Below are 12,222 nucleotides of genomic sequence, written 5' to 3'. Positions count from 1 at the left end.
GAGATGTCGGATTCCATGGTCTTGGAAATGGCCCAAACGGCGGCGTTGTCACTGGCGGATCCAACGCGTTTACCGGTCGAAATCTGTGTCTGTGTTTCAGTCAGGTTGTTGGTAACAGTCTGCAATGTCTGAAGAGCAACCATTGCGCCGTTGTTTGTCAGAAGGCTTGTCATAGTAATAATCCCTAATTACGTGAGTTCCCTCACGTTTGTTTCGCCTTTATCGGCTGTAAAAGGGCCATTCTGACACTGCGAATAGTCGTTCGATTATTAACTCAACTTATCCACGCCACCCCACCCAGAGTGCACCTTCATATTTGGTTGGTAAGTGTTAACAGAACCCTAATTGTGAATTGTTTGCTAATTAAAGAACTATGAAAAATTGATTATTCCTTACCTGTTTCTTACGGAAATTGATAAAGTACGGGTGGAATGTGGCAGGCGAGCATTAGCTGATTCTTTTTTATCCGTTTACTTTCAATATGTTGGAGTATTTTTCCCGTCCGTATTTTGGGCGAATTTGAGGCTGCATTGAGGCACCAAAACCAACGATCTCTACAATCACATCTTAAAAAAATGTAAGTTTAGGGCGTGACGTGCAATTCGCACAGTCCAAATTGGTCGATTTGAGTAGGGTAACCGCAAGACTCATTAATACGATGTAACGGGTTTCGGCCTGAGGAGCCTTTGGGGGTTAGGGATTTCCTAGGACTTTATTGGAGATTTTTTCTCAGCTATCGCTCCCGGCGGTTTCAAAATGCGGGTGCATTAACATCTCGGGCCCTGAAAATGCAAAAAGGCCGCCCAATTAGGGCGACCTTTTCTAGATAGCACATTTGTGCCTTGGGTGGTGTTCTTAGCGGAACAGCTGCATCACTGCCGAAGGTGCATTGTTGGCGATCGACAGCGTCTGTACGGCCAGCTGCTGCTGTGTCTGCAGCGCTTTCAGGCGGGCAGAGGCCTCTTCCATGTTGGTGTCTGTCAGCGCACTGATACCCTGCTTCATGGCGTTCGACAGCTTGTTCACAAAGCCGCCCTGGTCCTTGAGGCGGGAGGAGTCAGCACCCAGAGCCGCAGCGCCATCGATGGCGGTGGTCAGGAAGGCTTCGATTTCACCCAGAGCAGTCGCAGCACTGGTGGCATCGGCAACTGTGGTCATACCCGAAAGGTCAACGTTGGCTTCAAAATCAACGGTTGCAACAGCGATCTCTGTGGCAGCAGGGGTACCAGTTGCACCAACCCGGTCCAACGAGGCCAGAACACCCAATGAGGTCGCACCGTTGCCATCTACATCTGTGGCCAACAGGTTGGCACCGTTAAACTGAGCGGCAGAAATAATCGAGGCAACCTGCTCGGTTTTCTTGGTGATGTCGTTTTGAATTTTGTCGTGATCGACGTTCTCAGACTGCGCAGAGACCAGCAGTTCTTTGATTTCTGTCAGCTTTTCAACAACCTGCTCAGCACCGGCAGAAGCAACAGCAACAGTTGCTTCACCCAAGGCCAAGCTGTCCGAGATAGATTCAAAACCCGCGATGTCGGATTCCATGGTCTTGGAAATGGCCCAAACGGCGGCGTTGTCACTGGCGGATCCAACGCGTTTACCGGTCGAAATCTGTGTCTGTGTTTCAGTCAGGTTGTTGGTAACAGTCTGCAATGTCTGAAGAGCAACCATTGCGCCGTTGTTTGTCAGAAGGCTTGTCATAATAATAATCCCTAATTACGTGAGTTCCCTCACGTTTGTTTCGCCTTTATCGGCTGTAAAAGGGCCATTCTGACACTATGAATAGTCGTTCGATTATTAACTCAACTTATCCACGCCACCCCACCCAGAGTGCATCTTCATATTTGGTTGGTAAGTGTTAACAGAACCTTAATTGTGAACGAGGTGCTAATTAAAGAATTATGAAAAATTGATAATTCCTTACTCTATCTGCTTGGTTTTTAGTGGTGTTGTCTCGAATTGTGGCGTTGGAAATTGCAGGCGTTTCAGGTTTGTAGGCTAATTCCAAAGTGTTGCGTGAAATATTGATTTTCCGATTCATGGCTCATTTGTGTCTGAAATTGGGCATCTGATTTATGAATTTTTGGAAATAGACATTGAAGAAATGTGACCACGAAGGCGAATTAGGGGTTGGGGATGCCTTTAAAGGCAGTCCTGAGTAAGGAATCAGTCACTTTGCTAAACAAATTCCACCACTTTATCAGCTGGTTTGGTCTTGGGCCTTAAGGGTTGGTTGTGAATTACGGGTCGGCTATGCCGTGTGTCCAAGCTAAGGAAAGGGAACTGTTTCGTTCCCCTCAACCCACTGCGGATACTTGCTCATAATAGCGGCAAACCGGTCTGAGGTTAGAAACGCGTCAAGCCAGGTCTGTAGATCCGGCCAGGGCTGTGCGTCGAACCAGTCCTTATCAATGAAGGCGAACTGCCGGACAAAGGGTAAGATAGCGTAGTCGGCGATGCTGGGCTTTTCAAAAATCCAGACACCAAGCTGTTGATCAAGGTCCGTTAAAAACTCAGCGGCCAAATCTCGCTGTTCAGATGCATCCATCTCTGGATAGCGGCTTGCGTATTTGGTGTGGTCGAGTGCGTCCTTGAAAGGCCCATCCGCACGTTTGATCCAATCCCAACCGGCAGCGGGCATATCCAACCACTCTTCGGGGTCAGACTGACGCAGCGACCAAGTCATGATGTCCAGGCTTTCGTCGATCGCACTATCCGCTGTGACCAGACAGGGGACTGTCGCACTGGGTGATACATCAAGAAACGCGGCAGGCTTGTCCCGCAGTACCACTTCGCGCAGTTCAACCTGTTGACCGGAGGAGGCCAGTGCCAGTCGTGCCCGCATGGCATAGGGACAACGGCGGAAAGAATAGAGAGTGGGGGTCATGTGTCGCGCCTTAGAGAAAAGTCACGCGACAATAGAACCCTCAATCTCCCCCCACAAGACTATGTGGCGCTGATCATCTCAGTTGGATAAGAGAACGACGTTTGGCGGGCAAGGGACCTTACCATGTAGCTGCCGACATCACCCCGACTGATCTTAGAGGACAGCATGTAGCGTTCTACAACCTTTGTATCAGCTGTTGTTTCTCCGTTGGTCAGTGTGACGGGCCGCAGCGCCAAGCTGTCCAAACCGCTTTCCCTATATACCTGTTCCATCTTGGCCAGATCACGATAGGCAACGGAAATATTGCTGGATCGGATCACAAGCCGCATCACCGGGCTAATGTGGGGCCAACTGTCTGCGACGCCCGCCGCACTGATCGACACCACACGTTTAACGCCGTGCGTCTTCATGGCCGCGACGATGTTTCTGGCGCTTTGTTCTGCCAGATCGATCGGGGAAACGACAGGCGACCAAGGGTTGGATGCAGACTTCCTCTTAATGCCAAGACAAGACAGAACGGCGTCTTGGCCCTGAACAGCACGCTTTACTGTGTCCGCATCCATGACTTCTCCGTGCATGATCTCTACACCGTCGGGCAGTTTGATGTTGGAGCCGGGGCGGACAAGGACACGTACATTATAGCCTTGTTCAATGGCAGACTTGGCAGCCCATTGGCCACAGTTTCCAGAGGCTCCGAAAATAACCAGATTTTGTGCAGTCATTGATGTAATCCTTGGCTTGTATCCGTTAGACGCAAAGCCGCGTCTGTTTCATGACCCAGATAAGCTCGCGGTGTGTGTATGGGAATTGCCAAGGATTGCATTTCTGGCATACAAAAATGCATGGAATGGAAATCTGTCTCTTTCGACTGGAATCAAATACGCGCCTTCTTGGCCACTGTGGACGAGGGCTCGTTCTCGGCAGCGGCCCGTGTGCTTGGGCTGACCCAACCAACACTGGGCCGTCAAATCGCGGCGCTTGAGGCGGATCTGGGCGTTACACTGTTCGAACGAAACGGGCGCCGGATGGATCTGACCAAATCGGGCCTTGAACTGGTCGAACAGGCCCGCGCTATGCTGCAGGCAGCCGGCCAAATCTCTTTGACCGCATCAGGGCAGTCGCAATCTGTCGAAGGTGAGGTTTCCATCACCGCCACCGAGGCCATGATGGCTTACATACTGCCGCCCTTTGTTGCGCGACTTAGACAGCATGCGCCGGGGATTGAAATTAGATTGCTGGCCTCTGACAAGGTGAGCGACCTGACTGCGCGCGAGGCTGATATTGCAATTCGCCACGTGCAACCAGAACAGCCGGACCTGATTGCCAAGAAATTGGTGCAAACCCAAGCGCGGATCTATGGGGCGTCAAGCTATCTTGACAAGATCGGTCGTCCTGATGTCTCTCGGGATCTGACTGGCGTGGATTTCATCGGGCAAGATCACTACCTGCGTTCGTTGCGTGTGTTGTCTGGGCGCGGCCTGCAGCTGGACCGGGCGAACTACAAGATGATCAGCTCCAGCAGTGTAACGCTATGGGAAATGGTCAAGGCCGGGTTGGGACTAGCAGTGATGACTGATGATGTGGCCCAGTGCACGCCGGAGGTTGAACCGGCATTTCCCGACATGGAGCCCTTTGATGTGCCGGTCTGGCTGGTTTCCCACCGCGAGCTGCACAGCAGTCGACGTATTCGGATGGTATTTGACCTGCTGGCCGAGCATTTCTCAGAAAACAGGACTTACCGTTAAAAAAGGCCGCGCTTTTGCACGGCCTCTTCTTTGTTTTGACGGTTTAGATCACAGGTCGATCTTGAACCGGGCAAAGCCCTCTGGGCCTTCGCCAGCAGGGGCGATCTTCATGCCCTCAACGCTGTCGACATAGTCGTTTGCCTTGGGCCCAGTATCAAACAGCACCGAGGTGCCGGGCAGGGGGGCAAAGGACCAGTTGGCATCAGCGCGCGGACTGATGGTGCCGTTTTCAACGATATACCGCACAATCACATCGCGGTTGGTGTCGGGGCCTTCGAACACGATGGTGTCACCCATCGCACCCGGGAACTTACCGCCACCGCTGGCGCGGTAGTTGTTGGTGGCGATAATGAACTGGGCGGCCAGATCCAGTGGCGCACCATTATACATCAGGTTCACAATCCGGTTGGCATTGTCATCACCCGGTTCACCCTTGGGTCCAAACTTCGACGGTTGCGACAGGTCGATCTGATAGGTCACCCCGTCGATTACATCAAAGTTGTAGCTTGGGAAGGATGGGTTCAGCAGAACCTGATCACCTTTGCCGACTTCAACCTGATTAAAGATGCCAGCCGAGCGTTCCAGCCAATCCTTGACTTGCTGACCCGTTACCAAAACCGCACGGGCGGTATTTGGGTACAGATAAAGGTCAGCGACGTTCTTGATTGCCACATCGCCCTTGGGCACGTCGGTGTAATACTCAGGTCCACCACGACCACCCGCCTTGAACGGAGCCGCCGCCGACAGGATTGGCAGGCCTTCGTACTCAGTTCCCTTTAGCATCTCGCCAATGTACCACTGCTGAGCTTTGGACACGATCTGCACCGACGGATCATCCGCCACCAGCGCAAAATAACTGTGCAGCGGCGCATCGGTTTTGCCAACGGCCCGACGCACATAGGCCAGGGTCTCATCGTGCTCTGTTGCCACAGCTGCCAAAACAGCTGCATCGTCTTCAACCAAAGCCGTATAGCTGCGGTCTTCGTTGCGCTTGGAAATGGGGCGTGCTTCAGAGCCATGCCCAACCACACGCCAGCCGTTGCCATCGCGTTCCAGCATCAGGTCAATCAGGCCAAGGTGACTGCCCCAGAACCCGCCCATGGTGGCGGGCTTGCCGTGAATGGTGCCCTTGTCGGCGTCTACACCAGCAAAGTCGGCGTATTTGGAGGACGGGAACACAAGGTGGCTGTGGCCGGTCATGATGGCATCAATACCCTCAACAGCTGCCAATGGAACCGAGGCATTCTCCATGCCTTCTGTTTCATCCGCCGACCCAATACCCGAGTGGGACAGGGCGATGATGATATCGGCGCCTTTTTCCTTCATCTCGGGCACGTAAGCGCGGGCGCATTCCAGAATATCGCGTGCCTGAACGTTGCCTTCCAGATGGCGGCGGTCCCAGTTCATCACCTGTGGCGGCACAAAACCAATCAGGCCGATCTTGATCGGATGCGTCGCACCAGCACCATCTGTCAGCTCACGTTCGATCATCATATAGGGGGGCAGCAGGGTTTTGTCGTCACGCGGGCCAGCGCCGGTCTCGGTTGAGATATTGGCGCAGACCACTGGGTAATTCGCCCCGGCCAGCGATTTCATCAGGAAATCGAGCCCGTAATTGAACTCGTGGTTGCCAAGAGTTGAGGCTTCAAATCCCAGTGTGTTCATCGCAGCGATTACCGGGTGCATATCACCCTCTTTCATGCCGCGCTCATAGGCGATGTAATCGCCCATTGGGTTGCCCTGCAGAAAGTCACCATTGTCGAGCAGCAGCGAGTTGGTGGCCTCTGCGCGGATCTCTTTGACGATGGACGCGGTGCGAGCCAGACCAACAGTGTCACGGGGTTTGTCGGCGTAATAGTCATAGGGGAACACATGCACGTGCAAGTCGGTTGTTTCCATCAAGCGCAAGTGTACCTGGTTGCTGGCAGCTTGAACTGAAAATGGATGCAGTGCGATAAGACCGGCACTACCGGCTAAGAATGAACGTCGATCGATCCGAATAGGCATAGTGAACTCCCAGAGCTTATTTTTGTTATCCGGTCAGGATAGCACGGTGCTAGCGCAATCATATGACATTCTTGTTGCACGTGTTTCTTTGTTCAGCTGATCACCTTCTGTTGCATTGGGCCGACAGCAGAAGGCGCTTGTTTTCAAGCTTATGCTCCTAACGCAGTAAGTGTGCTATGCGGAGAGTATTCAATTTGGAGATAGATCATGACCAAGAAATTATTGGCAGAATTCATCGGGACATTCTGGTTGGTTCTGGGCGGGTGCGGCAGCGCCGTTTTAGCGGCTGGGGTCGCGGATGTAGGCATTGGCTGGTTGGGGGTTAGTCTGGCGTTTGGCCTGACAGTCCTGACTATGGCCTTTGCCGTCGGTCATATTTCTGGCGGGCATTTCAACCCGGCGGTTTCGTTGGGGCTGATGATTGCCGGACGATTCGACGCGAAAGACCTGGTCCCTTATTGGGTCGCGCAGGTGATCGGTGCGACTGCTGCCGCAGTTGTCCTATACATCATTGTCTCAGGTGGGGCAGGGTTCACCGGCGTTGGCGGTTTTGCCTCAAATGGCTATGGCGAGGCCTCGCCGCAGGGGTATGGCCTGACGGCGGCACTGGTGACCGAAGTGGTGATGACTGCGATGTTTCTAATCATCATTCTGGGCGCAACCTCTGCCGGGGCTCCTTCGGGATTTGCTCCGATTGCCATTGGTCTTGGGTTGGTGCTTATCCACCTGATCTCTATCCCGGTGACCAACACTTCGGTCAATCCAGCACGTTCAACGGGCGTGGCACTGTTCGCTGATGGTCCGGCTCTGGCTCAGCTTTGGCTGTTTTGGCTGGCGCCTTTGGCTGGGGCCGCTTTAGGAGCCTTGATCTGGAAAGTGTTGAGCCCAGAGGACTAAAAACCTGTGATCCGGTCTTGGCCGGATCACAACTGACCTCAGTTTACCAACCCGGTCTCTTTCAGCATCCCGCGCCGTTTGGCCTCATGATAATAGCCGCGTGAATAGTGTTTCACAGCCATGTCCTGACTGCCGTCTGATATCAACCAGGCCCCTCGCAGATATTTGACTGCAAATTCCAGATTTGTGTCTGCATCTAACAGGTCTTTGGCCTGACCTTTGAATCCCATTGAACGTGCGGTGGCGGGGAGGATCTGCAGTAATCCGTAGTATGGCCGGTTTATTGCCCAGGGTCGGTGGGTACTTTCGCGGATTGCCAGCCGGTGCACCAATGCGCGCGGGACCTCATAATGATCGGCCCAATGGTCGATCTGCTTGCGCAGTTCCGGGGTTTCGTTGGGATACAGCGCGGGGTTGAAATCGTCCGAGTACTGATCTGCCCGGCTGCCACTGCAAGCGGTAATAAGGATCGGCAGGGCAATGAGGCCCAGAACTGTTCGACGATGCATTTGAAGTCCCCCGGTTCACGATAGTGCCGATTAATCTAGCAGCAGCGTAGAGTTAGGCAACCAATCGGCTATGTACTCGGCGATTCTTGACCGAACCGGTACTGGCTGCCAAGTCGTTGCATCAGCCAATCACAGGATGACCAGCCTGCTGCATGCATCGAACCAAATAGCCGCGCTGTGCCTGCTTGACCTGGGCATCACCGACTGCCGCACCAAAAACGGCACCGACGGCTGCTTTGTCACGGCTTTCTGTCGCGCCAGCCAAAGCGCTACCTACACCACCAATAGCTGCGGTCTTTTGGATATGGTCATCGCCAACCTGGCGCGCTGCGGCGCGGCACTGGGCCTCATCAGAATCAAAATTTGCCCCCGGTGCGCCACTTAACTGTAAAGGTGCGTCTACTGGGACAGTCTCACATCCAACCAGCAGCAGGGCCAGTGTGGCAAGTGTGGCAAGTGTGGCAAGTGTGGCAAGTGTCAGAATTTTGCCAGCCATAGTCCATATCCTTGTGCAAAATGTGTGATCGTAAAACAAGGTTAGGGTACAAATAGGATCGGACCAGACCTGACACAGAAAAAGGCCGCCCATGACAGGCGGCCTTTCCAAAATCATAGCATATTGAGAAGCAATTAAGCTTCGTCAGCAACCGGTGCGTCAGCCATCGGAGCGTCATCATCATCATCTGATGCTGCCGACCCGATATCGTCAAACAGTTCCGAAATTTCGAAATCAGCAGCGGCTTCTTCTTCCGCGGCCAGCTCCTGGATCGACTTGCCCGATGCCTGCAGTTCAGCTTCTTCAGCCGAACGCGCAACGTTCATTTCGATCTCAACAGTAACTTCGGGGTGCAGGTTGACGGCAACAGCGTGCAGACCAAGGTCTTTGATCGGGTGGATCAAAGCGATCTGCTTTTTGTCGACCGAGAAACCTTCGGCAGTTGCGGCGTCAGCGGCGTCACGTGGAGTGACCGACCCGTATAGAGCGCCAGCATCTGATGCCGAACGAATCACAACGAACTGCTGGCCAGCCAGCTTTTCGCCCAGAGCTTCTGCTTCAGTTTTGGTCTCCAGGTTGCGGGCCTCAAGCTGCGCTTTCTGGGTTTCAAAATTGGCAATGTTGGCTGCAGAAGCAGACAAGCCTTTGCCCTGAGGCAGCAGGAAGTTGCGAGCGTAGCCAGGTTTGACGTCAACAACGTCGCCCATCTGGCCCAGTTTCGCTACGCGCTCAAGAAGGATAACTTTCATGTCAGTGTCTCCTTACTTAACAGCGTATGGCAGCAGAGCGAGAAAACGCGCGCGCTTGATAGCACGAGACAGTTCACGCTGCTTTTTTGCCGATACTGCGGTGATCCGCGATGGAACAATCTTGCCACGCTCAGAGATGTAGCGCTGCAGAAGACGAGTGTCTTTGTAGTCGATCGCCGGTGCATTGTCGCCCGAGAATGGGCAAACTTTACGACGACGGAAAAATGGTTTTGCGGCCATGGTTTAGCGTCCTTTTCCTAAGCAGCGATCAACGGCGCTCGCGACGGGTGTCGCGTTCGTCACGTTTCTGCATCTGGACCGAAGGGCCCTCTTTGTGCTCGTCCATCTTGATGGTCAGAACACGCATGACATCGTCATGCAGACGCATCAGGCGCTCCATTTCCTGGATCGCCGGTGCCGGGGCATCGGTACGCAGGAAGGCATAGTGGCCCTTACGGTTTTTGTTGATCTTGTAGGCCATCGTTTTGACGCCCCAGTACTCGCTGTCGACCAGGCTACCGCCATTGTCGGACAGAACAGCACCGAAATGTTCGATGAGACCTTCTGCTTGCGTGTTGGACAGGTCCTGACGCGCAATCATTACATGCTCATATAGTGGCATGTGAGCTCCTGTTATATTCAAGGCGCATTTCAAAGGCAGGGCGTTTGAACCTTCCGCTGCCCTACCACGAGAGTCTGCGCGGATCGAAATTAGTACGGAAGGAAGCCCCCATATACATCCTGTGGCCAAAAGGGCAAGCCATCAGATGCCTCCTGTTTCCAGGTTGACAACATTGACCGTGATTGCCCGGTATTTTCCCCGCATCTGCCCCATTGCGGTCGCATTGTTGGTCTTGATTAAGGTTAACGAGACATTAACGGCACCCCAAGGGTGCGGTGAAACAGGAAGGGCAGACGTTATGACAGCTACTGACCAAATCCAGACGAATACTTCTGGAACTGCCCCAGCTCGTGGGCTCTATGCAATGGCCGAGGCGCTGCCTCTGGTGCTCACCTTTCGCCCTAACTGGCAACTGCGGTCGTTAGTCTTGCGGGTGCTCGGTGCTGCTATGGTTCTCAGCTCCACCGGGATTTGGTTGATGCCTGGTGCCGCTTATGATCCTGAGATGGCGCTGATCAAAATTGGTGTTTCGATATTTTTCCTCTTCGCCGGAATCGCCTTGATGATGATCAATGATCCTGACAGCCACCCAGATGCCTATTTTGATCCAATTCGACGTGAACTCAGGGTGCTGCAACGCTCCAACAAAGGGCGTCCGCGCACAGTTCTTCGGCGCGGTTATGACAGTCTTGGCAGCGTTCGGTTCAAGGATCGTTCGGTGGAATTGTTCGAGATTGATGGCTCTTTGCTGATCAGGTTGCCCATCAACGTTGGAACAACGCGCCAATTGCTACGAGACCAATTGAGCGGCGTGGTGCCGATCCTGAGCTGATCCACTTCACATCTGCGCGAGAAAGCACCCGGCCCAGTTGCGGCCGGGCGTTCTGTTCGTAGGGTCACAGAATATGTTGGTTTTTGCTGACTTCCCTTTTTGGACAGTAGCGACCAGTTCTATTGCCATATCAATTGTTCAACCGGAGCTCCTCCAAATGAAAAAGACCCTGCTTGCCGCCGCCCTGGCCACTGTCGCTGCCACCGGAGCGTTTGCTTCCCCAGAAAAGTATGTGCTGGACGCCAGCCACAGCCAGATCCTGTTCAGCTACAACCACCTTGGTTTTTCAACCACTTGGGGGCTGTTTTCAGGCTTTGAGGGCGACGTCATGTTCGACCAGGAAAACCCAGCTGGTTCCAGTGTTTCGGTGACGATGCCAGTGAAATCCATGTTTACAGGATGGGAAGAGCGTTTTGGCCACTTCATGTCTCAGGACTTCTTTGGTGCGACTGATGACGATATGGTCAGCTTTACCTCAACCGGTATTGAAGTGACTGGCGAAACCACCGCCAATATCACCGGCGATTTGACACTGAATGGTGTGACCAAACCTGTTGTCCTTGCTGCAAACCTGAACCAGTCCGGCGACCACCCGATGGCGGGTAAACCTTGGGCCGGTTTCGATGCAACAACAACTGTACTGCGTTCTGATTTTGAACTGGGTAAATTTGCCCCGTTTGTGAGCGATGAAGTTTCAATCCAGATTTCGGTTGAAGCAATGAAAGCCGAATAAGCAGAATTCTATTCTGGTTACCTCGGGTCCCTTTTGGGGGCCAGCAACCTCCGGCATGTTACATGTCGGGGGTTCTGCGTTTTGGCGTGGTTATTAAGTATGGCCGCTTTTCTTTGGGTGGGTTTGCGCCATTTTGAATAAGGGTCTTATGTTCTTTTGGAGTCTTTCCGATGAAAACCCCTTTGATTGCCGCATTTGTTACCTTTGCCGCGACAGCGGCTGTTTCTGCGCCAGAGAAATACCTGCTGGATGCGCCGCACAGCCAAATTGTCTTTAGCTATAACCACCTGGGGTATTCGACGTCCCGTGGTATGTTTTCAGGCTTTCAGGGCGAAGTGATGTTCGATCAGGAAAACCCGGAAGGGTCCAGTGTGACAGTTTCGATGCCTGCGCAGTCGATGTTTACCGGCTGGCAAGAACGCCATGATCACTTCATGTCCAAAGATTTCTTTGGGGCGGACGAGAATGAACTGATCAGCTTTAAATCCACCAAGGTCGAGGTGACGGGCGAAACATCTGCTTTGATTTCCGGTGACCTGACCTTGAATGGCATCACCAGACCCGTTGTTCTGGACACGGTCCTCAATCAGATGGGAGATCATCCCATGGTCGGCAAGCCTTGGGTCGGGTTTAACGCCAGCGCCTCAATCTTGCGGTCGCAGTTCGATTTGGGAAAATTTGCGCCCTTTGTAGGGGACGAAGTGACAATCCTGATCTCGATCGAAGCAATGAAAGCGGATTGACG

Annotated in this window: 15 protein-coding genes; 5 read left to right on the top strand and 10 right to left on the bottom strand. The window is 53.2% G+C overall.

Going from position 1 to position 12,222, the window contains the following annotated elements:
- The 4 genes from FEE96_RS21445 to FEE96_RS21430 form a co-directional block, all read right to left on the bottom strand.
- A partial coding sequence (locus tag FEE96_RS21445; RefSeq protein WP_484237546.1) for a flagellin N-terminal helical domain-containing protein occupies positions 1-173 on the bottom strand: 173 nt, incomplete at its 3' end.
- A gap of 682 nt (positions 174-855) precedes the next feature.
- Positions 856-1,701, bottom strand: a complete 846-nt coding sequence (locus FEE96_RS21440) for a flagellin N-terminal helical domain-containing protein (protein WP_138165180.1) — start codon at positions 1,699-1,701, stop codon at positions 856-858.
- Between the two features lie 568 nt (positions 1,702-2,269).
- A complete protein-coding gene (locus tag FEE96_RS21435; protein ID WP_138165179.1) occupies positions 2,270-2,887 on the bottom strand; it encodes a glutathione S-transferase in 618 nt (205 codons plus the stop codon).
- A gap of 59 nt (positions 2,888-2,946) precedes the next feature.
- Positions 2,947-3,609, bottom strand: a complete 663-nt coding sequence (locus tag FEE96_RS21430) for an NAD(P)H-binding protein (RefSeq protein ID WP_138165178.1) — start codon at positions 3,607-3,609, stop codon at positions 2,947-2,949.
- A 120-nt stretch (positions 3,610-3,729) separates the two neighbouring features.
- Between FEE96_RS21430 and FEE96_RS21425 the strand changes: the two genes are divergently transcribed.
- Positions 3,730-4,632, top strand: coding sequence for a LysR family transcriptional regulator (locus FEE96_RS21425; RefSeq protein ID WP_138165177.1), 903 nt, complete (start codon positions 3,730-3,732; stop codon positions 4,630-4,632).
- 48 nt (positions 4,633-4,680) lie between these two features.
- Here the strand turns inward: FEE96_RS21425 and FEE96_RS21420 are convergent, their stop codons facing one another.
- A complete protein-coding gene (locus FEE96_RS21420) occupies positions 4,681-6,639 on the bottom strand; it encodes a bifunctional 2',3'-cyclic-nucleotide 2'-phosphodiesterase/3'-nucleotidase (protein WP_138165176.1) in 1,959 nt (652 codons plus the stop codon).
- A 207-nt stretch (positions 6,640-6,846) separates the two neighbouring features.
- Here FEE96_RS21420 and aqpZ point away from each other — a divergent pair, with 207 nt between their 5' ends.
- Entirely contained in the window at positions 6,847-7,536 is a 690-nt protein-coding gene (aqpZ, locus tag FEE96_RS21415) for an aquaporin Z (protein ID WP_138165175.1), read from the top strand.
- Positions 7,537-7,574: 38 nt separating this feature from the next.
- Here aqpZ and FEE96_RS21410 read toward each other — a convergent pair whose 3' ends face one another.
- The 5 genes from FEE96_RS21410 to rpsF form a co-directional block, all read right to left on the bottom strand.
- Positions 7,575-8,045, bottom strand: coding sequence for a lytic transglycosylase domain-containing protein (locus FEE96_RS21410; RefSeq protein WP_138165174.1), 471 nt, complete (start codon positions 8,043-8,045; stop codon positions 7,575-7,577).
- A 121-nt stretch (positions 8,046-8,166) separates the two neighbouring features.
- A complete protein-coding gene (locus FEE96_RS21405) occupies positions 8,167-8,541 on the bottom strand; it encodes a hypothetical protein (RefSeq protein WP_138165173.1) in 375 nt (124 codons plus the stop codon).
- A 134-nt stretch (positions 8,542-8,675) separates the two neighbouring features.
- On the bottom strand, positions 8,676-9,290 hold the full coding sequence (gene rplI / locus FEE96_RS21400; RefSeq protein ID WP_138165172.1) for a 50S ribosomal protein L9: 615 nt from the start codon (positions 9,288-9,290) through the stop codon (positions 8,676-8,678).
- Between the two features lie 12 nt (positions 9,291-9,302).
- Positions 9,303-9,530 carry a 30S ribosomal protein S18 gene (rpsR, locus tag FEE96_RS21395; protein WP_138165171.1) on the bottom strand — a complete coding sequence of 76 codons (228 nt, stop codon included), beginning with the start codon at positions 9,528-9,530 and terminating at the stop codon, positions 9,303-9,305.
- A gap of 28 nt (positions 9,531-9,558) precedes the next feature.
- Positions 9,559-9,912 carry a 30S ribosomal protein S6 gene (gene rpsF, locus FEE96_RS21390; protein WP_138165170.1) on the bottom strand — a complete coding sequence of 118 codons (354 nt, stop codon included), beginning with the start codon at positions 9,910-9,912 and terminating at the stop codon, positions 9,559-9,561.
- A gap of 298 nt (positions 9,913-10,210) precedes the next feature.
- Between rpsF and FEE96_RS21385 the strand changes: the two genes are divergently transcribed.
- The 3 genes from FEE96_RS21385 to FEE96_RS21375 all read left to right on the top strand — a co-directional run bounded on the left by FEE96_RS21385 (position 10,211) and on the right by FEE96_RS21375 (position 12,220).
- A complete protein-coding gene (locus FEE96_RS21385; RefSeq protein ID WP_138165169.1) occupies positions 10,211-10,744 on the top strand; it encodes a hypothetical protein in 534 nt (177 codons plus the stop codon).
- A gap of 157 nt (positions 10,745-10,901) precedes the next feature.
- Entirely contained in the window at positions 10,902-11,477 is a 576-nt protein-coding gene (locus FEE96_RS21380) for a YceI family protein (RefSeq protein WP_138165168.1), read from the top strand.
- Between the two features lie 170 nt (positions 11,478-11,647).
- Positions 11,648-12,220: a YceI family protein gene (locus FEE96_RS21375; protein ID WP_138165167.1), complete on the top strand. Its 573-nt coding sequence runs from the start codon at positions 11,648-11,650 to the stop codon at positions 12,218-12,220.
- Positions 12,221-12,222 lie beyond the last annotated feature (2 nt).

Source organism: Parasedimentitalea maritima (genome assembly GCF_005771405.1).
GTDB classification, from domain to species: domain Bacteria; phylum Pseudomonadota; class Alphaproteobacteria; order Rhodobacterales; family Rhodobacteraceae; genus Parasedimentitalea; species Parasedimentitalea maritima.
This window is presented reverse-complemented; position numbering and strand designations above follow the sequence as displayed.